Origin of the sequence: Burkholderia sp. PAMC 28687 (assembly GCF_001577465.1) — a bacterium.
Classification (GTDB): Bacteria; Pseudomonadota; Gammaproteobacteria; order Burkholderiales; family Burkholderiaceae; genus Caballeronia.
This window is the reverse complement of record NZ_CP014505.1, coordinates 1,485,039-1,506,270: the sequence shown is the minus strand read 5'-3', so window position 1 is coordinate 1,506,270 and position 21,232 is coordinate 1,485,039. Positions and strand designations below refer to the sequence as shown.

The following is a 21,232-nucleotide window of genomic DNA, read 5'->3' as shown; positions in this document are numbered from 1 at the left end:
TCGGTTAACCATGAGGTGCTCAATATGTCGTTTTCCCCAAGCGGTATGGCTGTCAGTGCCGCTGCAGAAGCCGAATTGACGGACTCGCACGCGATATCGGATGCGAGTTCGGGACCGGTAAGCAAGCTGATCGGGTCGATCGAAACCGACCGGCGTGATTCATTCGTCGCGCTCGGTTCCGCGTTCCTCACCCGCCTGCCCGCCTCGCCCTTGCCCGCGCCCTATCTGGTCGGATTCTCCGCCGATACCGCTGCCGAGCTCGGCTTCAATGTCGGCTTGAACTCGACTCACGCGCAGGATCCGGCGTTTATCGACTATTTCACGGGCAATACCACGCGCGATCTGCCCGCCGATGAGCTGCCGTATGCATCGGTTTATTCGGGCCATCAGTTCGGCGTCTGGGCGGGACAGCTCGGTGACGGACGCGCGATGGGCCTTGGCGAGATCGAACATGACGGCAAACGGCTCGAACTGCAGCTCAAGGGCGCGGGACGCACGCCATATTCGCGCATGGGCGACGGCCGCGCGGTCCTGCGTTCATCGATCCGCGAATATCTCTGCTCGGAAGCCATGCACCATCTTGGCATTCCGACCACACGCGCCTTGTGCGTCACGGGATCGGACCAGCCGATACGCCGCGAGACCATGGAGACGGCGGCCGTCGTGACGCGTGTCGCGCCGAGTTTCGTGCGCTTCGGGCACTTCGAGCATTTCTACACGAACGATCGGCTGGACGAATTGCGCAAGCTCGCGGATCACGTCATCGACCGGTTTTATCCGCAATGCCGCGAAGCCGATGACCCGTATCTCGCGCTCCTTGGCGAAGTCACGTTGCGCACCGCCGACCTGATGGCGGACTGGCAAGCCGTCGGTTTCTGCCACGGCGTGATGAACACGGACAACATGTCGATCCTCGGGCTGACGATTGACTACGGGCCGTTTGGGTTTATCGATGGCTTCAACGCCAATCACATCTGCAATCACTCGGATTCGCAGGGCCGGTACGCATACAAGATGCAGCCGCAGATTGGCTACTGGAACCTCTTCTGTCTTGCGCAGGCGCTGGTGCCGCTGTTCGGCCCGCAATATGGCGAGGACGCGCGCAACGAAAAAATCATCGAGGATGCGCAGCGTGTCCTGGAAGGCTTCAGGGACCGGTTTGCACCGGCGCTCGAACAGCGTATGCGCGCGAAACTCGGCCTGGCCGAAATCCGGGACGGCGATGACAAACTGGCCAATCGCCTCTTCGAAGTCATGAACGCGAATCGCGCCGATTTCACACTGACGTTCCGCAACCTTGCGAAACTGCGCAGGGCAGATGCTTCCGGCGACGCACCCGTGCGCGATCTGTTCCTCGATCGCGGCGCTTTCGATGTCTGGGCGAACGAGTACCGGCAACGTTTGTCGGAGGAAACACGCGGCGACGAAGAACGTGCCGCGGCCATGAACGCCGTAAATCCGAAATTCATCCTGCGCAATCATCTGGCCGAAAACGCCATACGCCTTGCAAAGGAAAAGGATTTTTCGGAAGTCGAGCGGCTGGCACGGGTGCTGCGCCATCCTTTTGATGAACAACCCGAGTTCGAAGCCTACGCCGGACTGCCGCCCGACTGGGCAAGCGACCTGGAAGTGAGTTGTTCTTCCTGAAACCGCCCCAAAATACCTGAGCCGGATATCAAAGCCGCTCTATCGCTCTGGAGATAAATTATGAACCGAGACGACCTCACGAAGGAACCCGCTGCACCGCTGCAGAAAGACGACGCCACGTACAAGAAGGAGCTGACCGATATCCAGTACCAGGTCACGCGCCACGCCGCCACCGAGCGGCCGTTCACAGGCGAATACTGGGATCACACGGAACGCGGCATCTATGACTGCGTGTGCTGCGGCACGCCACTGTTCGAATCGGACACGAAATTCGACGCCGGGTGCGGCTGGCCGAGCTACTTCAAGCCCATCAACGGCGAAGTCATCAAGGAAAAGACGGATCGCGCGCACGGCATGCTGCGCATCGAAGTGCAATGCAATAACTGCGGCGCGCATCTGGGCCACGTTTTCGAAGACGGCCCGGCGCCAACCGGCCTGCGCTACTGCATCAACTCGGCTGCGCTACAATTCGAACCCAAGTAAGTACAAGGGCGGCTTACTCAGGTAAGCCGCCTTTTTTCTGGCCACTGTCAACGCTTCTTCAGTGGCTGCTTACTAACGGTCACCCTAAAAACGCGCGCGTCGTTTCGTGCCGGCTCCGAATCCGATCCGATCCCGGGCACGTCCGTCGCACTTGCGCTTCCAATTCGATGCCCCTCCCCGTCCCAACGACATGAAATTTCTGTTCGATCTGTTTCCGATCCTCCTCTTCTTCGTCGCATTCAAGATCTGGGGCATCTACACCGCCACCGCGGTCGCGATTGTCGCCACGCTCGTGCAGATTGCATGGGTCGCGTTCCGGCATCGCAAGGTCGATCCCATGCTGTGGGTGAGCCTGGGCGTCGTGGTCGTGTTCGGTGGGGCAACGCTCGTGCTGCATAACGATACGTTCATCAAGTGGAAACCCACCGCGCTTTACTGGCTTTTCGCCGGCGCGCTGATCGTGTCACAAGGTATCTTCAACAAGAATCTCATCGAGGCGATGATGGGCAAGCAGATCGTGCTGCCGCATCGCGTGTGGGGCCAGTTGAATCTCGCGTGGGCCGTGTTTTTTGCGATCCTCGGCGTGGTGAACCTGTTCGTGGCCTACAACTACACCACCGACCAATGGGTCAACTTCAAGTTGTTCGGCGCGACCGGGTGCTTGCTCGTTTTTATCGTCGCGCAGAGTTTGTGGCTCGCGAAGTACATGAAAGAGGATGAAGGCAAATGAGCGATCCGACCTCCACAGATGACTTCGTCAACGCGTCCGCCGAAGGCAAGATCGCGCACCTTGAAGCGCGGCTGAATGCGGCGCTCAACGCGCAATCCGTTCATATCGATGACGACAGCGCAGCGCATGCCGGGCACGCCGGGGCGTCGGCGGGAAGCCACTATACGGTGACCATCGTGGCCGCCGGATTCGCCGGAAAGCCACGCGTGGCGCGGCACCGGCTAGTGTATGATGCGCTGGCCGACGAGATGCGGCGAGGCATTCACGCCCTTGCCATCAAGGCTTACACGCCTGAAGAATTCGCAGACCAGTTCGAATAGCCCTCGGGGTTGCTGCGGACTTACGTGTTCGAGACACCTTCAATTCATTCCAGAATTTCCAGCCCTCGTCCTGATCAGGAACCATCGATGATTCTAAAAAACCCCCGTATTTGGGTATTGCTGGCCGCGTTCGCGGCAGCGCCTGCTTTCGCTCAGAACATTGCCGTGGTCAACGGCACACCGATTCCAAAGTCCCGTGTCGACGCCCTCGTGGCGCAACTGGTCCAGCAAGGCCAGCAGGACACGCCGCAATTGCAGGCGGCCGTGCGCCAGGAACTGGTCAATCGCGAAATCCTGATGCAGGAAGCGGCCCGCCGCGGTATCGCCACGCGTCCCGACGTGAAGGCGCAGATCGCAGTGGCCCAGCAGACGGTGGTTTTGCGTGCGTTGATCGAAGATTACGTGAAGGCCAATGCGCCGACCGACGCCGAGATCAAGGCGCGTTACGACGATATGGTCAAGCAGGCCGGTGGCGGCAAGGAATACCACCTGCATCACATCCTGGTCGATAACGAAGCACAGGCCAAGGATCTGATCGCAAAGATCAAGGGTGGCGCGAGCTTTGAAGACCTGGCGAAGCAGTTTTCAAAGGATCCGGGATCGGGCAAGAACGGCGGTGACCTGGACTGGTCTAGCCCGCAGGCTTACGTGCCGGAGTTCGGTGCGGCCGCTGAGAAGTTGAAGAAGGGTGAGATGACGGATACGCCGGTGAAGACGCAGTTTGGCTGGCACATCATCCGTCTGGACGATGTGCGCGATGTCGCTCCGCCGCCGCTCGAGCAGGTGAAGGCGCAGATTGCGCAGCAGATCCAGCAGGAGAAGCTGGCTGCGTTCGAAGAGGATTTGCGCAAGAAAGCGGTTATCAAGTAGCAACGCTTTAGTGCAGACGTAAAAAAGCCGCTCGATGATCTTCGAGCGGCTTTTTTTCGTACTGCGCCTTAACCCACCCAGCGCCGCGCGTTCTGGAACACACGCAGCCACGGGCTGGCATCGGCGGTCCAGTCGTTTGGCGTCCAACTCATCTGCACATTCCTGTGCACGCGCTCCATGTGCGGCATCAGCACCGTAAAGCGTCCGTCCGGTGTGGTCACCGACGTAATGCCCTCCGGCGACCCGTTCGGATTGAACGGATACCGCTCGGTCGCGGCACCCTGGTTATCGACAAAGCGCATTGCGACCAGGGCATTCGACTTGTCGCCCTGCTGCGAGAAATCTGCAAAGCCTTCACCGTGCGCAACGGCGACCGGAAGCCGCGAACCTTCCATTCCGGCAAAGAAGATCGACGGCGAACTCTGCACTTCAACCGATGAAAACCGCGCCTCGAACTGCTCCGATTTGTTGCGTGTGAACTTGGGCCATGCGTCGGCGCCAGGAATCATCGATGCAAGGCTGCTCATCATCTGGCAACCATTGCAGATGCCCAGCGCAAAGGTATCCGTGCGGCCGAAGAACTCGGCGAACATGTCGGCGAGACGCGGATTGAACCGGATCGTCTTGGCCCAGCCTTCGCCTGCACCCAGCACGTCGCCGTACGAGAACCCGCCGCACGCAACCGCACCCGCGAAGTCTGCCAGCGTGACTCGCCCTTCCAGCAAATCGCTCATGTGAACGTCATGGGTGTCGAACCCTGAACGATCGAACGCGTAAGCTGTTTCCAGATGCGAATTCACGCCCTGCTCGCGCAGGATCGCGACACGCGGACGCGTACCCTTGCCAACGAACGGAGCCGAGACATCCTGCGCCGGATCGAAGGTGAGAACCGGCGAAATGCCCGGATCGTTGGCGTCGAGCAACGCGTCGTACTCGGCGTCGGCGCACGCGGGGTTGTCACGCAACCGTGCAATGCGCCAGCTCACTTCGCTCCACGCGCGCTGTAATTCATGGCGCGGCGCATCGAAGACCTTCTTCGCGTCACGATAGATCTCGATGACGTCACGATCGTTCGGCTTGCCGATGACTTCCGAACACGCAGACAGTCCGTGTTCGCGCAACGCGGCCAGCACGGCATCGCGCTCTGACAGACGGACCTGGATCACCGCACCCAGTTCCTCGGAGAACAACGCACGAATGGTGCGGTCCTCACGACGTCCGCTGGTCTGCTTCGCCCAGTCCTTGGCATCGCCGTAATCGGATTCGTGGGTCGGATCGAGGATCAGCATGTCCACGTTCATCGATACACCCACGTGTCCCGCGAATGCCATTTCGCACACGGTCGCCCACAGGCCGCCATCGGAACGATCGTGATACGCAAGCAATTTGCCCGCCGCGTTCAGCGATTGAATGACGTTGAAGAAACGCTTGAGGTCCTCGGCGTCATCGACGTCAGGTACAGCGTAGCCAATCTGCTGCGTGACCTGCGCCAAAATGCTCCCGCCAAGGCGGTTCTTGCCGCGGCCGAGGTCGATGGAAATCAGCACGGTATCCGTGCCACGCTGCAATTGCGGCGTGAGCTGACGGCGTACGTCTTCAACCGGCGCGAACGCCGAGATGATCAGCGACACCGGCGACACGACTTCCTTCGCCACGCCCGTTGCGTCCTGCCACTTGGTGCGCATCGACAGCGAATCCTTGCCCACCGGAATGCTGATACCGAGCGCCGGGCACAACTCCATGCCGATGGCCTTCACCGTGTCGAACAACGCTGCGTCTTCGCCTGGACTGCCGCATGCGGCCATCCAGTTGGCGGAAAGCTTCAGCTTGTTCAACGATTCGATGGGCGCCGAAGCAATGTTCGTCACAGCTTCGCCGACGGCCATGCGGCCCGACGCGGGCGCGTTGATCACGGCCAAAGGCGTACGCTCGGCGATGGTCATCGCCTCGCCGCGGAAGCCGGCGTAATCCATGGTCGTGATTGCGCAATCGGCGACGGGCACTTGCCACGGGCCGACCATCTGGTCACGCGCCGTCGTGCCGCCCACCGACCGGTCGCCGATGGTGATCAAGAACGACTTGCTGGCGACTGTCGGGTGCTTCAACACGCTCACCGCGACCTCCGACAACACCAGGCCGGTTACATCGACGGGTTCGAACGCCAGCGCTTCGCGCTTGACATCGCGATGCATCTTGGGCGTCTTGCCGAGCAGGACTTCCATGGGCATGTCGACGGGTTCGAGCGCCTGATCGGCGTTCTTCTCGTCGTCGATCAGCTTGAGCTGGCGCTCTTCTGTCGCAACACCCACGACAGCGACCGGACAACGTTCACGCGTACAGATGGCTTCGAAGGCCGGCAGGCTTTCCGGCGCGATTGCCAGGACGTAACGCTCCTGCGCTTCGTTCGACCAGATCTCGCGCGGCGACAAGCCCGACTCTTCCAGTTGCACACGGCGCAATTCGAAACGCGCGCCCTTGTCGGCGCCATCGACCAGTTCGGGGAATGCATTCGATAACCCGCCCGCGCCCACATCGTGGATGCTCAGGATCGGGTTCTGCGCGCCCAACTGCCAGCACGCATTGATGACTTCCTGCGCACGCCGCTGGATTTCCGGGTTGCCGCGCTGGACGGAATCGAAGTCGAGTTGCGCGGTGTTCGCGCCGGTCGCCATCGAACTCGCGGCGCCCCCGCCCATGCCGATCCGCATGCCCGGGCCGCCGATCTGGATCAGCAACGATCCCGCCGGCAGATCCATCTTGTGCGTATGCTGGTCCGAGATATTGCCGATACCGCCCGCGATCATGATCGGCTTGTGATAACCGCGCACGCGCCCTGCGGCGTTCTGTTCATATGCGCGGAAATAGCCGCCCAGATTGGGCCGGCCGAATTCGTTGTTGAACGCGGCCGCGCCGATGGGGCCGTCGATCATGATCTGCAACGGCGAAGCAATCCGCTCCGGCCGTCCATACGGTTCGTTATTGTCCGAGGGGTTGCGCTGCGGCACCGGCACGGCGCTGTCGCGGGCGTTTTCCCATGGCTGGCGTGCATCGGGCAGATCGAGATTGGAGACCGTGAAGCCCGCCAGACCCGCTTTGGGGCGCGCGCCGCGGCCGGTCGCACCTTCGTCGCGGATCTCGCCGCCCGAACCCGTTGCAGCGCCTGCAAACGGCGAAATGGCGGTCGGATGGTTATGCGTCTCGACCTTCATCAGCGTGTGCGTGAGTTCGGTGTGACGCCCGTAATGCTCGCTCGATCCGCGCGGGAACCAGCGCTCGGCCGTGCCGCCTTCCATGATCGCCGAGTTGTCCGAATACGCGACGACGGTGCCGGCGTGATTGAGCTTCTCGGTGTTGCGGATCATGTTGAACAGCGAGATGTCCTGCGGCTCGCCGTCGATGGTCCACTGACCGTTGAAAATCTTGTGGCGGCAATGCTCGCTGTTGGCCTGCGCGAACATCATCAATTCGACGTCCGTGGGATTGCGCTGCAAGTGCTTGAATGAATCGACCAGGTAGTCGATTTCATCGTCGGCGAGCGCGAGGCCCAGTTCCATGTTCGCCGTTTCCAGCGCGCTGCGGCCGTGGCCGAGGATATCGACGGCTTGCAGCGGTTGAGCCGGCAGTTCATCGAACAGATGCACGGCGTGATCGCGCGATGGCGCTACGCTTTCGGTCATGCGGTCGTGCAGCGCGGCGGCCACTTCGGTGCGCGCCTGTTCGGACAAGGCCTTCTTGCCGCCGATGCCCGTGCCGAGCAAGCCGCTTTTCAGCAGGACCGTGTACTCGACACCGCGCTCGATCCGGCGAATCTGCGTCAGCCCGCAATGATGCGCAATGTCGGTGGCCTTGCTGGCCCACGGCGACACTGTTCCGAAACGCGGCACGACCATGAAGGTTTCTTGCGCGCCGCGCTCGCTGCCGGCATCGAACGGTGTTCCGTAATGCATCAGCGCGTGGATGCGGTTGCTGTCTTTGTCGGAGAGCGGTTCGACCGAGTTCACAAAATGCAGGAACTGGCCGCGCACGCCGACAATATTCGGGTCGATGCGCGTCAGTGTTTCGAGCAGGCGGGTTTGACGGAAATCAGAGAGGGCCGAAGCGCCGGGGAAACACGAGAAGTGGGGCATTGTCACGGTGCTGAGAAGACGTCGGGACGAAAGACGTCGGAGCCGCTTGCGGGATTGCCGCAATTGGCGATGGGAAGACCCGGATTATAACCCGGAAGTGTCTCGAAAACGCCCTCGCGGCCATGCGTGAAACGGCGGGAACGGCCCGCGGCAATCTCTCAAAGACGACGCGATACTTTTTGACCGTCCCCGGCGATGCACGCCCGAAGCCTCGATGCGCCCGGTTGAGCGGCCGCACAGAGCGCGTTTGGCCGTTTCACCCCGCCCCGCGGCGTCCCGGCCGGGCGCGTTTGGCGCTATCATGGCGCGCTTTCCCAACCCGGCGCACCGGTTACCCGTGCAGCAAAGCGGTATCAATGCGCCGGCTCGCCTCTCTTACGAGAATTCCGGCGGTCCGGGCGCCACGCCCGGGTCGAGTGGTCCGGACGCCCGCGCTCATGCGGCCGCCGGCTCGTGAACCAGTCAAGGTCTTGCGCCTTCGGGCGAAAACGAATCATGGATGTCATTGTCATCGGTGGCGGAATCGGCGGCATCGCCACCGCGTATCAGTTGCGTGCGGCCGGGCACCGCGTCTGCGTGGTCGAGCGCCATGCCACCGTCGCGCAAGGCGCGACCTATGGTCACGGCGGCGCCATCCTGCCCTCACCGCTCGACGTCTGGTTCGGGCCGACTTTCATGCAGACGCGCCGTGCTGCGAAAACGGGTGTCGTGTTCAAACCCGGCTTCGATTCGGAAACACGCGAATTCGCCAAGAAGCTCACGGAATTTCACGATCCGCACCGCTTTGCCACTCAATACGGCGCATTGCGGCCGCTGGTCGACAGTTCCCGCGATGCCATCGCGGAAATCGAGGCTGAATTCCCGCTCGACTTTGAACAGCGTACCGGCGTGTTGCACGTGTTCCGGCACGAGCGCGATCTGGAACTGACAGATGCGGCAATCAAGCTGATGCAGAGTTTCGAAACGCCGCACCGGCTGCTCACCGCGCAGGAATGCGTCGCCGCGGAGCCATCCATACCGGAAGATCCGCCGCTTGCCGGCGGTGTGCTGCTGCCTGACGCGCGCACGGCCAACTGCCCGTTGTTCACCAAGCTGCTCAAGCAAGTGCTTGAGGACGACGGCGTCCAGTTCCGGCTGGGCCGCGAGGTGACCGCCATTCGCGTCGAGGCTCAACGCGCCGCGGTCGAACTGGCGCCGCTTAGCGGCGCACTGGATGGCACAGGCGGCAGATCTCGCGAAGTGGAGCTGATCGGCGCCGATGCCATCGTCGTGGCGGCCGGCACCGGGACGCCGGCGTTGCTGGCCACGCTGGGAATCTCGTTGCCCCTGCATCCTCTTCGACTGCACACGCTGACCGCTCCGATAGCTTACGAAGAGCGCGCGCCCCACCTGACGATCGTGGATTCCGTGAAACGCATCGCGATGACGCGAATCAACCAGCGCATGCGCGTGACCGGCGGCGCGGTATTGCAAAGCATCGCCAAGGCCAGCAAGCCGATGAGCGAAAGCCTGACCCATCGCGCGCTTGCGCTGCTTGGCCAGGCAACGCACGACTGGATTCCGGGCGCAGCGAAAGTATCCGCCGCACGGGCCTGGGACGGGATTCGGCTGATATCGCCGGACGGACTGCCCGTGGTGAGCGCAACGTCGCACGCGCGGCTGTTCGTCAACACGGCGCATGGTCCGGCGGGCTGGGGTATTGCGTGCGGAGCCGCCAGACTGATCGCGGCGCTTGTCTCGCACGAGGAACCCGACGTGCCTGAACGAACACTCAGGGCGTTGAGGATCGACCGGTTCTGATGCCGCGCGCCGCGTTGCGGGCGACGTATTGAACGCACGCGGGACACCCGCAGATGGCCGCTCCGGTCATTTGGGCGCAATAATTGCGGCGGGTTCAAGCTCCTATTTCACGCCGCCGCCATGACCGACTCCGCTTCCAATTCCCTGACTTCGCCGTATGCCGAGCCAGGCGACCGCGCAATCGCCCTTCTCACGCTCGATGAACTCAGAACGCTCGAACACCGCGCCGCGGCGGCTCTTCCGCCCAATACGCTGATGGCGCGCGCTGGCGCGGCCGCGGCGCAATTCATCGTCGATAGCGGGTCGCAGCGACCTGTCTGGATCGTCGCCGGTCCGGGCAACAATGGCGGCGATGCGCTGGTGATGGCGGCGCGCCTCAAGCAGGCGGGTGTGGAAGTGCAGGTTTGCATGCCCGTAGAAGTCAAACCCGGCGATGCCCGCTGGGCGCTCAACGAAGCGCGTCAGGCCGGCGTCAAGATCACGGCAGACGTGCCCGCTTCCTTCGATGACTTCGGCTGGCTCGCCGACGGCATGTTCGGCATCGGCCTTGGACGGCCGCTCGAGGGCGTCTTCGCGGAGGTCGCAGCGCGATTGTCGAAGCGTTCGAAGTCTTCCGGCAACGTGCTCGCACTCGATATTGCAAGCGGCCTGTCAAGCGACACGGGCGAGCCCGTCAGCCGCAGCAACGACGGCCGCGCTCAGGCCGTGCGCGCGACGCACACGATTACGTTCATCGGCGGGAAGCCGGGGCTTTTCACCGGCGACGGACGCGATCTGTCGGGCAAGGTTTATATCGCCGATCTGGGCATCGGGCCGCTTGCGCAACCGTCCGTGGTGCTGAACGCACCGCCGCTGTTCGGCCCGCATTTCCCCCCGCGCGACTTCGCGACCAACAAAGGCACGTTCGGCACGCTGGCTGTCATTGGCGGAGACACCGGCATGTGCGGCGCGCCCATCCTCGCCGCGCGCATGGCGTTGTACAGCGGCGCGGGCAAGGTGAACGTGGCGTTCATTGGCACGGACTCGCCGCCCTACGATCCGCCGCATCCGGAACTCATGCTGCATCACATCGACCAGTTTTCTCTCGACAAGATGGACGCGCTGGCGGTCGGTTGCGGCATGGGCCAGAGCGATCGTGCGAAGAAGGTGCTGACAGACGTGCTCGCGCTCGATGTCGCAAAACTCTTCGATGCCGACGCGCTCAACCTGATTTCATCCGATGAAATCCTTGCCGGCAAGGTCGCCGAACGCGGCACCCGCGGCGATCTGTGCGTGCTCACGCCGCATCCGCTGGAAGCGGCCCGGCTTTTGGGATCGGACGTGAAAAAGGTGCAGGCGGACCGGATTGCGGCGGCGCGCCAACTGGCCGCGCGATATACCGCGGTCGCCGTGCTGAAGGGAACGGGCACGATCGTCGCCTCGCCCGATGGACGTGTATCGGTGAATCCGACGGGCAACGCCGCGCTGGCGACCGGCGGCACCGGCGACGTGCTGGGCGGACTGATCGGCGCGTTGCTCGCGCAGCGTTTGCCCGCGTACGAAGCGGCGCTTGCAGGCGTCTATCTGCACGGGCTTGCCGCCGAGACGCTGACCGGCGAGGGACAAGGTCCCGCGGGCCTGACGGCGGGCGAACTCGCTCCCAAGGTTCGCGCGCTGATCAACCGCCTGTTCTACCCGACGTAACTAAACACGGCATGCCGGCAGCACGCCTTTACGCTCAAGCAAGCAATCGTTCATCCATCGTGGCTATACTTGTTGTCTCGCGTTAGGCGGTCGATGTGAAACTGTCCGGCCGCGCGTGATGATCAACACTTTCCGCCACCTTCTAAAAACGGACCGTTATGACGCTCAATTCGCTTCCTGCCTGGCCGGCGCTCCAGGCGCATTACGATGCCATCCGTGACGAGCGCCTGCGCGACTGGTTTGCGCCGCAAAACGACATCAAGCCGTCCCGCGCCGAGCGCCTGACGTTCGACGGCGGCGGCATCTCCGTCGATTTCTCGAAGAACCGCATCACCGAAGCCACGCTCAAGCTGCTCGTGGAGCTCGCCGAGCAGGCGAAGGTCGCAGCGAAGCGCGACGCCGTATTCGCGGGCGACATCGTCAACGTCACGGAACATCGCGCAGTGCTGCACACGGCGTTGCGAGCGACCGACGACAACTCGCCCTTCCAGAAGGAAATCCGCGCTGAAAAAGCCAAGATGGCCGCGTTCGCGAACAAGGTTCGCGACGGCTCGTGGACGGGCTACACCGGCAAGCGCATTCGCCACGTGGTGAACATAGGCATTGGCGGTTCGGACCTTGGCCCGAAGATGGTCGTGCACGCGCTGCAGCACCTCGCGCTGCCGGAGATCAAGACGGAATTTGTCTCCAACGTCGATGGCGCCGATATCTACAACGTGCTCAAGGACATCAATGCCGAAGAGACGCTGGCAATCGTGGTATCGAAGACGTTCACTACGCTCGAAACCATGACCAATGCGCGTTCCATGCGCGACTGGTTCGTGAAGAGCGGCTGCCCGGAAGACGCGTTGTCGAAGCACTTCGTGGGTGTATCGGCGAATCCGGAGGAAGTGGTCAAGTTCGGTATCGCGCGCGAAAACGTCTTCGAGATGTGGGACTGGGTCGGCGGCCGTTATTCGCTGTGGTCGGCTGTCGGCTTGTCGATCGTGATCTCGGTCGGGCCTGAAAACTTCGAGAAACTGCTGGCTGGCGCGCATGCCATGGACGAGCATTTCCGGACCGCGCCGTTCGAGCGCAATCTGCCTGTCCTGATGGGCATGATCGGGATCTGGTATCGCGATTTCTTCGAGTCGCAAAGCGTGATGGTCGCGCCGTACTCGCAAGCCATGCGGTATCTCTCGTCGTATCTCCAGCAGCTCGAGATGGAGAGCAACGGCAAGTCGGCGCGGCTCGACGGCACCATGGTCGATTACCCGACTGCCGCCGTGATCTGGGGCGAACCCGGCACCAACGGCCAGCACGCGTTCTATCAGATGCTGCATCAGGGCCCGACGCTGATTCCGGTCGACTTCATCGCGGTATTGAAGCCGGAGCATCCGCTCATCGATCATCACGCCAAGCTGCTTGCGAATTGCTTCGCGCAAAGTGAAGCGCTGATGCTCGGACGTACGCTTGAAGAAGCGAAGAAGGTTGCGGGCGAAGGCAAGGAAGAACTCGCGACGCATTTGAGCTTCCCGGGCAACCGTCCGACGACCACGATCATCCTCGATTCACTCACGCCGGAAACGCTAGGCGCCGTGATTGCGCTGTACGAGCACAAGGTGCTGGTACAGGGCGCGATCTGGGACATCAATTCGTTCGATCAGTGGGGCGTGGAACTGGGCAAGATTCTCGGCAAGGTCGTTGAAGCCGATATCACCAGTTCGAAGTCCGATCCTTCCAAGCACGATTCGTCAACGTCGGCGCTGATCGCGCGGGCGCAGGCCGCACTGAAGAGCATCTAAGCGGCGTGGGGCGTTCCGGTCACTTGAGACTGGTACGCCCTTCGTTTTTTATACGCTCAAACTGTTCACGATTCGCCCGGCTTCAATTGTCACCGTCGCATCGCAGCGCTCGGCGAGTTCGGTATCGTGCGTGACGAGGATCAGCGTTGCGCCGTTGCGCCGGTTCATCTCGAACATCAGGTCGATGATCGCGTAACCCGTCGCGGCGTCCAGGCTGCCCGTGGGTTCATCGGCGAACAGGATGGCTGGATGCGTGACAAACGCACGCGCCAGCGCCACGCGCTGTTGTTCGCCGCCTGACAAAAGCTTCGGATAATGCGCAGTCCGCTGACTCAATCCAACTTGTTCAAGGAGGTCGCGCGCACGCGACGTGATGTCCTTGTGCGGCACGCCGCCACGCAATTCCAGCGGCAACATCACGTTTTCCAGCGCGGTCAGATGCGGCATCAACTGGAACGACTGGAACACGAATCCGACCGACCCGCTGCGCAATGCCGCGCGTTCATCTTCATTGAGCGCGCCAAGGTCACGGCCGAGCAAGCGAACCGACCCGCTGCTCGCGCTGTCCAATCCGGCGAGCAGCCCAAGCAAAGTAGACTTACCCGAGCCCGATGCGCCGACTATGGCGACGCTGCTGCCTTTTTCTATCGACAGGTCGATCTGATCGAGGATGATCAATTCACCCGTCGCGTCCTTCACCCGCTTGCTTAAACCCCGTACTTCAATGACTGGTTCGATATTGTTTGGCATGGAGAGACTTAAGGTGAACTGGACACCACGCGCCACACTGGCGCTGCTGGCGATGGCCGGATGCGCGGCCACGGCGCCGGCACAAGCGGCCGATGCGTTGGCCCATACCGCAATGGCCGCGCCCGCGGCGCCGGCCATTGTGGTGCTGGGTGACAGCATATCGGCGGAATACGGCCTGCCGCGCGATACAGGATGGGTCAACCTGATGCGGCAGAAGCTGATGCAAGAGCGCTTCGATTATAGCGTCGCCAATTCAAGCATCAGCGGCGACACGACCAGCGGCGGCCTCGCCCGCCTGCCCGCTGCGCTCAACCGGATCAAGCCGAAGGTGGTGATCGTGGAACTGGGCGCCAACGACGCGTTACGCGGCGTCCCACTAGCCACCACCGAAACCAACCTGCGCACGATCATCGAGAAATCGCAGGCGGTCCATGCGAAGGTTTTACTCGTCGGCATGTACGTTCCGCCTAACTATGGCCCGGACTACTCGCAAAAATTCCACGCCGTGTACGAAAAGTTATCGAAGGAGAAACAGGTGCCGCTCGTCCCGTTCCTGCTTGCAGGCATGGAGAACAAGCCTGAAATGTTCCAGGCAGACCAAATTCATCCGACCCCTCAGGCCCAGCCTTTGCTATTGAACAACGTCTGGCCAGTTTTGAGACCTTTGCTGGGCACGCCATCGAAATGATGGGGATTTAGCCGTTTTTGAAGCGATTCACGTTTAAACCCCGTCACGCGTTGCCCAGCCGGCTTTCAGCCATGCGCGAAGAAAGGCCACGATTCAGCATCAAGACTTTCGCGTAACCCTGAAAAAACCCCGGCTCCGCTTGTGAGCGCATTGAAAGGAGGTAACGTGAAATATTTACCAATTCTCGCTATGACCGTCGCGATCTCGGCTTGCGCCGCTCAACCGCCCGCTAACGTCAGCCAGGTCGGCACGAGCCAGCAACCGCCCAAGGTGGTCGCACAATGTATCGCGCAGAAATGGGCCGATAAATCACAGCAACAAGTGGTGTCGCAAGACACGCTCGCGAACGACATGGCAGCCGATGTCTACGTTCCGGGTCAGCAACCGCCGAACGGCGCCGCCGCCGTCGTGCGTCCCAACTATTCGGGCCCGGGTTCGTGGGTCGGCTTCCGTGCCGCTGGCGCGGGCGGCAGCGACGCCACTGGCGATATCCAGGCCTGCCTGTAAGCAGGTTTTGGCGACAAAAAAAGCCCCGCTGGTTTTGGCCAGCGGGGCTTTTGTTTGTGTTGCGTACGCGTGAGTAAGCTTCAGTTTATTGCGGCTGCTCTGCCGGCGCGTTGGTGGCCGGTGCATTGATCTTTACCTTGGAGCGCGCCTTCAATGCGTCGAGATACGATTCCATCTCGGCCTGGGCATAAACCTGCGCAACCTGCTGCTGCGCACCCGTCAGGCGGTCTGCGGCAACCGGCTCCGGCTTCTCGATCCCGTCCACGCGGTAGATCGCGTAACCATCGGCGCCAAGGTCGACGCCTACGTAGGTCGGCAGCTTCGACGAATCCGCCTTGAAGATCGCGGCGAGCGCTGCGGGCGGCACGCCTTGCGCGTCGTTACGCGATACCTTCGCCACCGAAGAGAACCCTGTCGTCGAGTTTGATTTCTGCACGTCGGCAAGCTTCGCCGCGCCGTCCTTGCGCGCCATCTCCGCGGCTTGCTCTGCGACGACCTTGGTGCGCACTGCGTCCTTGATCGTGTCGAGCGCGGGGACGGCCGCCGGCTTGTAGTCCGTCACACGCGCTGCGACCAGCGTGCTGTTGCCGATATCGATAGCCTGCGTGTTGTTGCGCTCCTTCACCGCGTCCGAAGCAAAGATGGCGTTCAGGACCTTCGAGTTGTTCAGCGGGCTGTCGGCCGGCAGCTTCGGGTCAGGCTTCGGTCCGACCGTCGCGGTCTGGATCTGCAGCTTGTATTTATCTGCAGCAGGTTGCAGCGTCTTCGATTTTTCGTAGACGAGCGACGTGAAACCTTCGGCTTCATCGGCGAGATTTTTCGCGGCTTGGGTCGCGGTGACGTCACGCGTGATCTGGTCCTTCACTTCGTCGAACGACTGGGTGGCGGACGGCTTGACGTCGGTTGCCTGGATGATGTGGTAACCGAAATCCGTCTGCACCACGCCGCTGATTTCGCCCTTCTTCAGGCCAAACGCGGCGTCGTCGAATGCCTTGCCGCCCGCGATCATGCCGTGCGAGAAGTACCCGAGGTCACCGCCCTTCGATGCCGAACCCGGGTCCTGCGATTCCTTCTGCGCAATCTGCGCGAACTGGTCCGGATGCGCCTTCACTTGTGCGAGCAACGCGTCGGCTTGCGCCTTCGCCTTGGCCTTGTCGGCTGCGCTCGCGTCTTTCGGCGCGGTGATCAGGATGTGGCTCGCGCGCACTTCGGCCTGCGTCTTGAAGCGCGCGATGTTGTCGTCGTAGTACTTCCTGAGATCGGCGTCCGTGGGTTTGATCGCGGTCGCCAAGGTCGCCGGCGACATCACGAGGTACTGGATGTTCGCGGATTCCGGCGTCGTGAACTCGGCGCTGTGCGCGTCGTAGTAGGACTTCAGTTGCGCGTCGGTCGGCTGGACCTTGGCGGCGTAATCGGCGGTGCGCAAAGCGAGGCCCTGCACGTCACGACGCTGCTCGGCGATCTCGGTCAGGCTCTGCGCCAGTGTCTTCGACGTGAACGCGGTCGACTGGATGCTCGAAGGAAGCTGATCGGCCGCCAGGCCATAACGCACGCGCTCGTCGTATTGCTCGGGCGTGATGCCCTGCATGGCGAGCAGTTGCTTGTACTGGTCCAGATCGATCGAACCATCGGGCTTGCGCAACGATGCAATCGTCGGGTCGGCCAGGAGCGCGCGGCGCACGGCCTGATCCGATGCGGTCAGGTGCAGGCGCTGGGTTTCATCGGCGAGAACGCGCTGTTGAACGAGGCTGTCGATCAGCGAAGCACGCATTTGCGGCGTTTCGAACATCTTCGGGTCGAACTGCGCACCGAGCATCTGGCGCGCGCGATCGACTTGCTGACGCATCGCGCCGTCGTACTCGACACGCGTGATCTTGTGGCCGTTGACGCTGGCGACGTTTGCGTTTTCGTCGAAGAAACTGCTGAAACCCTGGACACCCACGATACCCAATCCCGGCACGACGATCAGGATCAACAGGGCCATCATCAGGCGTTGGTGGTTACGGAAAAAGTCGAGCATGCGTGACGATTCTGCCTAATACGAAACGCCCGATGTTACAGCAGCGGGCAATAAAAAAGGCGAACCGGAGTTCGCCTTTCTCGTGAATTCGGCCGGTGTGGACGAGGTGCGACCTCCTGCCGGTGAGCCTTATCAGTCAAGGCGTTGCACGATTCGACGAACCGCGGTGCACCTTGAAAGTACGCTCGGTCAACGAACGGGCACTCTGTAAAGCGCGCGAAGTATAACATCCGCGCCCTTCTTGCCCCCCTTCTTGCCCCCCTTCCGGCCCCCTCTGCGGACTCGATTAACGTGCCGCTGAAACAGGATCCGCAACAATGATCCGGGCACGTTTTGCGCGGCGAAATCAGTGCACGGCGTCATCGAGCAAGGTCAGGTCGCGCCGGCGGGTTTCCGTCGACAAGGACACGCCAATCAGCGTGATCGCCGACAACACCGCCATGTAGACGCCCATGACCCAGAACGCACCGTCCGATAACCCGATCAGGTAGATGCCGAGCAAGGGCGCGAGTCCGCCCGACAGCACCGCGCCCAGTTCGCGTGCGAGCGCCACGCCCGAATACCGGTAGCGGTTGCCGAAGAGTTCCGAGAAGTGAGCGCATTGCGCGCCAAGCATGCTGTTCGCGCCGAGCGCGAGGCCGCCGAACATCGCAATGTCGACCCACAGCGGTTTGCCCGTGCTCACCATGTACCAGGACGGCACCGACCAGAGCAGCATGAAGATCGCGCCGCCGCGATACACCGCAATGCGCCCGATCCGATCCGACAACGCGCCGAACATCGGCGTGGTGATCACGCTGGCCATGCTCGCGATCAGCGCGCCTGTCGTGCCGATCGAACTCAGCGCGGACGGCTTCATACCCAGCTTCGCGGCGACCGTGCCGCCCAGGAACGCAATGACGACCGTGGTGTAGATCGTCGATCCGCCCTGCTCGGCAAAACGCATCAGCGTGGCGGCGAGTACGGGGCGGCGGGCGTGGGTGATGACGGTTTTCATCGGCGACTTGATGACGGCTTGCGCGCCTTCGAGGCTCAGGAACGTCGGACTCTCACGCAAGCGCAACCGGATCCATACCGCAACGCCGATCAGCACTACGCTCGATACAAACGGAATGCGCCACGCCCAATCAAGTATGGCCTGCTCACCCAGCACGTGCTGCATGATGCTGAACGTGCCCGTCGCGAGACCCAGCCCCGCGAAGATGCCGACGAACGGCAGCGCCGCGAAGAAGCCGCGTTGTTTGACGGGCGCGACCTCCGCCATGAGCGTCGATGCCCCCGCTTGCTCGGCGCCCGCGCCGAAACCTTGCACGAGCCGCAATACGACGAGCGATACCGCGCCGATCGTGCCGCTCGGCAACAGTCCGATCAGCATGGTCGATGTCCCCATGATCGCGATGGTCACGAGCAACACGAACTTGCGCCCCTTCCTGTCGCCGATGGAACCAAAGAACAGGCCGCCGAACGGCCGCGCGAGGAAGCCCGCACCATAGGTGCCGAAACTCGCCAGCAGCCCGGCTTTCGCGCCGAGCGCCGGAAAAAAGATATGACTGAAAACCAGTGCCGACGCGAGTCCGAAGATCGCAAAGTCGTAATACTCGAGGGCGCTTCCGACCGCGCCCGTGAGGATTGCACGCCGCAATTGCTGTGGTGAAACCGGCGCCTTGGTTGGCGTACCGGCGAGCGACGCCGAAGGTAATTCGGGTATTGGGGGTGCTGCAGATCCATTTGCGTCTCCTTTGCAAATCGGTTTGCCGGTTGATTGAATCCCGGCTATTTCTTTATGTATGTATTGTCCGCTTCGGATTGGTTAGGGCTGCGCGGACGTATCGAATGAAACGGTTGTTCATGCTGTCTGATCGCCGATGATCTTCACGACTCCGCTGTGATCGATATCGCCGTGATGCGCGATGAGAGACGTGAAAAGCTGCGCGCTGAGTTGGGTATACGGCATCGACGCGCCCACGTCCTGTGCCGCACGCAACGCGTTTTGAAGATCCTTGAGTTGCGAGCTCGACCGGCCACTGACCTCGAAGTTTTTGTCGACCATGCGGCGGCCGTGGATGCGCAGGATGGTGCTGTCGGCGTAACCGCCCGCGAGCGCTTCGATCAGCATCGCGGGGTTCGCACCGCCCTTCGCAACCAGCGACAACGCCTCGGCCACCACGCCAATGGTCGTGCCCACGATCATCTGATTCGCGAGCTTGGCGAGTTGCCCCGTGCCGTGAGCGCCCATCAATACGGGCCGCCCCATGCAACGCAGCACGGGCGATACACGTTCGAAGACCTCTGCATCGCCGCCGCACATGATTGCAAGCGTCGCGTTTTCCGCGCCACTCGTGCCGCCTGATACGGGGGCATCGATATGTCGAACACCTCGCGCGGCAAGCAGACGCGCATGCGTGATCGCCTGGTCGGGACGGATCGAGCTCATGTCGACAACTACCGCATCGGCACTCAACGCCTGCGCCACGCCTTGATCGAACAGAACATCGTGCACGGTCTCGCCGTTTGCAAGCATCGTAATCACGATGTCGGCATTGCGAACCGCTTCAACCGGCGAGCCCGCGACGTCCGCGCCATCCGCACGCAAGCGCTCGGCTTTGTCCCGGGTACGGTTCCAGGCGGTTAGCCCGTAGCCCGCCCTGAGCAGCACGCGTGCTTGCCGCTCTCCCATCAAGCCGATCCCGAGAAAAGCAATCTTCTCCGGCCGGTCCTTTGAATTCGTCATCGTCTCGCTACCTTGGAGTCACCCACTGCTGGACACGCGTTTCATCGTGAGGTATGGTTACCGGTAACCATTAAACGAATCTAACATGAGGAGATGGCATGCACAAGACGGATTTACTGGTAGTCGCCCGGTATCCGGAGCGTGATATGGCGGAACTCGAACGTCATTTCACGCTGCACGTCCTGTCGGATTGCGCCAATCGAGGTGCATTGCTAGCTGAAGTCGGTTCCCGCATTCGCGCGCTCGCCACCAACGGCGAAGCCGGCGCAAGCGCCGAGTTGATCGATGCGTTGCCGGCGCTCGAGATCATCGTGTCGTACGGCGTCGGAGTCGATGCGATCGATCTCGCACACGCGGCAAAACGCGGCATTCGCGTGACCAATACGCCCGATGTGCTGACTGGCGATGTCGCCGACATGGGCATCGGCCTGATGCTTTCGATTGCGCGCCAGATCCCGGCGAACGATCGCCTCGTGCGCGACGCTCAATGGGGCAAGGCCGCAATTCCGCTCGCCACGCGCATGTTCGGCAAGCGCCTTGGCGTTCTCGGACTCGGCCGTGTAGGACGCGCACTGGCGAAGCGGGCCGCTGCGTTCGACATGTCCATTGCGTATCACGATCGCGTCCAGTTCGACGATGTCGGCTACACGTATTGCGACAGCGCCGTGGCCCTGGCGCGCGAATCGGATTTCCTCGTGATCTGTGCGGCGGCGGACAAGCAGAGCCAGGGATCGGTAAGCCGCGATGTGTTCGACGCGCTCGGACCCGATGGCATTCTGGTGAACATCGCGCGTGGAAGTATTGTCGACGAACCCGTGTTGCTCGAATATCTGAACGAACGCCGTATTCGCGGCGCCGCGCTGGATGTATTCTGGAACGAGCCTTCAATCGATCCGCGTTTTTTCACGCTGGACAACGTCGTGCTGCAGCCGCACCGCTCCAGCGCAACCGTCGAAACGCGCAGTGCGATGGCGCAACTGGTGCGTGAGAACTTGAAGGCCTTCTTCAGTGGCGCGCCGCTCGTGACCGAGTTTTCCACGCGTTGAACCTAGAACGAATCACTGACTCCCCATACAAATAAAACGGACAGAC

General features: G+C 61.9%; 17 protein-coding genes. 12 read left to right on the top strand and 5 right to left on the bottom strand.

Going from position 1 to position 21,232, the window contains the following annotated elements:
* The first annotated feature begins 24 nt into the window (after window positions 1–24).
* The 5 genes from AX768_RS06940 to AX768_RS06920 all read left to right on the top strand — a co-directional run bounded on the left by AX768_RS06940 (window position 25) and on the right by AX768_RS06920 (window position 4,050).
* Entirely contained in the window at window positions 25–1,647 is a 1,623-nt protein-coding gene (locus AX768_RS06940; RefSeq protein WP_061999341.1) for a protein adenylyltransferase SelO, read from the top strand.
* 60 nt (window positions 1,648–1,707) lie between these two features.
* On the top strand, window positions 1,708–2,130 hold the full coding sequence (msrB, locus tag AX768_RS06935; RefSeq protein ID WP_061999340.1) for a peptide-methionine (R)-S-oxide reductase MsrB: 423 nt from the start codon (window positions 1,708–1,710) through the stop codon (window positions 2,128–2,130).
* 190 nt (window positions 2,131–2,320) lie between these two features.
* A complete protein-coding gene (locus tag AX768_RS06930; RefSeq protein WP_056353215.1) occupies window positions 2,321–2,860 on the top strand; it encodes a septation protein A in 540 nt (179 codons plus the stop codon).
* Window positions 2,857–3,180, top strand: a complete 324-nt coding sequence (locus tag AX768_RS06925; RefSeq protein ID WP_061999339.1) for a BolA family protein — start codon at window positions 2,857–2,859, stop codon at window positions 3,178–3,180. Before AX768_RS06930 ends, AX768_RS06925 begins: the two co-directional genes overlap by 4 nt.
* An 87-nt stretch (window positions 3,181–3,267) precedes the next feature.
* Window positions 3,268–4,050, top strand: coding sequence for a peptidylprolyl isomerase (locus AX768_RS06920; protein ID WP_061999338.1), 783 nt, complete (start codon window positions 3,268–3,270; stop codon window positions 4,048–4,050).
* 68 nt (window positions 4,051–4,118) lie between these two features.
* Here the strand turns inward: AX768_RS06920 and purL are convergent, their stop codons facing one another.
* Window positions 4,119–8,177, bottom strand: coding sequence for a phosphoribosylformylglycinamidine synthase (purL, locus tag AX768_RS06915; RefSeq protein WP_061999337.1), 4,059 nt, complete (start codon window positions 8,175–8,177; stop codon window positions 4,119–4,121).
* A 301-nt stretch (window positions 8,178–8,478) separates the two neighbouring features.
* Between purL and AX768_RS32645 the strand changes: the two genes are divergently transcribed.
* The 4 genes from AX768_RS32645 to pgi all read left to right on the top strand — a co-directional run bounded on the left by AX768_RS32645 (window position 8,479) and on the right by pgi (window position 13,444).
* Window positions 8,479–8,634, top strand: a complete 156-nt coding sequence (locus tag AX768_RS32645) for a hypothetical protein (protein WP_155524188.1) — start codon at window positions 8,479–8,481, stop codon at window positions 8,632–8,634.
* A 38-nt stretch (window positions 8,635–8,672) separates the two neighbouring features.
* Complete coding sequence (locus AX768_RS06910; RefSeq protein WP_061999336.1) at window positions 8,673–9,977, top strand: FAD-dependent oxidoreductase; 1,305 nt, start codon at window positions 8,673–8,675, stop codon at window positions 9,975–9,977.
* 120 nt (window positions 9,978–10,097) lie between these two features.
* Window positions 10,098–11,660, top strand: coding sequence for an NAD(P)H-hydrate dehydratase (locus AX768_RS06905; protein ID WP_061999335.1), 1,563 nt, complete (start codon window positions 10,098–10,100; stop codon window positions 11,658–11,660).
* Window positions 11,661–11,818: 158 nt separating this feature from the next.
* The gene (gene pgi, locus AX768_RS06900; protein WP_061999334.1) at window positions 11,819–13,444 is read left to right on the top strand and encodes a glucose-6-phosphate isomerase; all 1,626 of its coding nucleotides are present in this window, start codon (window positions 11,819–11,821) and stop codon (window positions 13,442–13,444) included.
* 48 nt (window positions 13,445–13,492) lie between these two features.
* On the opposite strand, the gene AX768_RS06895 is transcribed toward pgi, so the two are convergent.
* Complete coding sequence (locus tag AX768_RS06895) at window positions 13,493–14,194, bottom strand: ABC transporter ATP-binding protein (RefSeq protein ID WP_061999333.1); 702 nt, start codon at window positions 14,192–14,194, stop codon at window positions 13,493–13,495.
* Here AX768_RS06895 and AX768_RS06890 point away from each other — a divergent pair.
* Window positions 14,193–14,882 (top strand): arylesterase, encoded by a 690-nt coding sequence (locus AX768_RS06890; protein ID WP_061999332.1) that lies wholly within the window; start codon window positions 14,193–14,195, stop codon window positions 14,880–14,882. The genes AX768_RS06895 and AX768_RS06890 overlap by 2 nt on opposite strands.
* 165 nt (window positions 14,883–15,047) lie before the next feature.
* Window positions 15,048–15,389: a hypothetical protein gene (locus AX768_RS06885; protein WP_062000838.1), complete on the top strand. Its 342-nt coding sequence runs from the start codon at window positions 15,048–15,050 to the stop codon at window positions 15,387–15,389.
* Window positions 15,390–15,474: 85 nt separating this feature from the next.
* On the opposite strand, the gene AX768_RS06880 is transcribed toward AX768_RS06885, so the two are convergent.
* From AX768_RS06880 to AX768_RS06870, 3 genes are all read right to left on the bottom strand, one after another.
* Window positions 15,475–17,409, bottom strand: a complete 1,935-nt coding sequence (locus AX768_RS06880; protein WP_061999331.1) for a SurA N-terminal domain-containing protein — start codon at window positions 17,407–17,409, stop codon at window positions 15,475–15,477.
* A gap of 346 nt (window positions 17,410–17,755) precedes the next feature.
* Window positions 17,756–19,051, bottom strand: a complete 1,296-nt coding sequence (locus tag AX768_RS06875) for an MFS transporter (RefSeq protein WP_231941336.1) — start codon at window positions 19,049–19,051, stop codon at window positions 17,756–17,758.
* A gap of 204 nt (window positions 19,052–19,255) precedes the next feature.
* Window positions 19,256–20,140 carry an NAD(P)-dependent oxidoreductase gene (locus AX768_RS06870; protein WP_061999329.1) on the bottom strand — a complete coding sequence of 295 codons (885 nt, stop codon included), beginning with the start codon at window positions 20,138–20,140 and terminating at the stop codon, window positions 19,256–19,258.
* Window positions 20,141–20,238: 98 nt separating this feature from the next.
* Between AX768_RS06870 and AX768_RS06865 the strand changes: the two genes are divergently transcribed.
* Window positions 20,239–21,186, top strand: coding sequence for a 2-hydroxyacid dehydrogenase (locus AX768_RS06865; protein ID WP_061999328.1), 948 nt, complete (start codon window positions 20,239–20,241; stop codon window positions 21,184–21,186).
* Window positions 21,187–21,232: the final 46 nt, after the last annotated feature.

What these genes read in the sequence shown, in the direction of transcription:
- AX768_RS06940 (WP_061999341.1), top strand. Translation starts at nt 25, where the DNA reads ATGTCGTTTTCCCCAAGCGGTATGGCTGTCAGTGCCGCTGCAGAAGCC.
- AX768_RS06865 (WP_061999328.1), top strand. Translation starts at nt 20,239, where the DNA reads ATGCACAAGACGGATTTACTGGTAGTCGCCCGGTATCCGGAGCGTGAT.
- AX768_RS06880 (WP_061999331.1), bottom strand. Translation starts at nt 17,409, where the DNA reads ATGCTCGACTTTTTCCGTAACCACCAACGCCTGATGATGGCCCTGTTG.
- AX768_RS32645 (WP_155524188.1), top strand. Translation starts at nt 8,479, where the DNA reads ATGGCGCGCTTTCCCAACCCGGCGCACCGGTTACCCGTGCAGCAAAGC.
- AX768_RS06910 (WP_061999336.1), top strand. Translation starts at nt 8,673, where the DNA reads ATGGATGTCATTGTCATCGGTGGCGGAATCGGCGGCATCGCCACCGCG.
- AX768_RS06890 (WP_061999332.1), top strand. Translation starts at nt 14,193, where the DNA reads ATGGAGAGACTTAAGGTGAACTGGACACCACGCGCCACACTGGCGCTG.
- pgi (WP_061999334.1), top strand. Translation starts at nt 11,819, where the DNA reads ATGACGCTCAATTCGCTTCCTGCCTGGCCGGCGCTCCAGGCGCATTAC.
- AX768_RS06870 (WP_061999329.1), bottom strand. Translation starts at nt 20,140, where the DNA reads ATGACGAATTCAAAGGACCGGCCGGAGAAGATTGCTTTTCTCGGGATC.
- purL (WP_061999337.1), bottom strand. Translation starts at nt 8,177, where the DNA reads ATGCCCCACTTCTCGTGTTTCCCCGGCGCTTCGGCCCTCTCTGATTTC.
- AX768_RS06905 (WP_061999335.1), top strand. Translation starts at nt 10,098, where the DNA reads ATGACCGACTCCGCTTCCAATTCCCTGACTTCGCCGTATGCCGAGCCA.
- AX768_RS06925 (WP_061999339.1), top strand. Translation starts at nt 2,857, where the DNA reads ATGAGCGATCCGACCTCCACAGATGACTTCGTCAACGCGTCCGCCGAA.
- AX768_RS06920 (WP_061999338.1), top strand. Translation starts at nt 3,268, where the DNA reads ATGATTCTAAAAAACCCCCGTATTTGGGTATTGCTGGCCGCGTTCGCG.
- msrB (WP_061999340.1), top strand. Translation starts at nt 1,708, where the DNA reads ATGAACCGAGACGACCTCACGAAGGAACCCGCTGCACCGCTGCAGAAA.
- AX768_RS06895 (WP_061999333.1), bottom strand. Translation starts at nt 14,194, where the DNA reads ATGCCAAACAATATCGAACCAGTCATTGAAGTACGGGGTTTAAGCAAG.
- AX768_RS06930 (WP_056353215.1), top strand. Translation starts at nt 2,321, where the DNA reads ATGAAATTTCTGTTCGATCTGTTTCCGATCCTCCTCTTCTTCGTCGCA.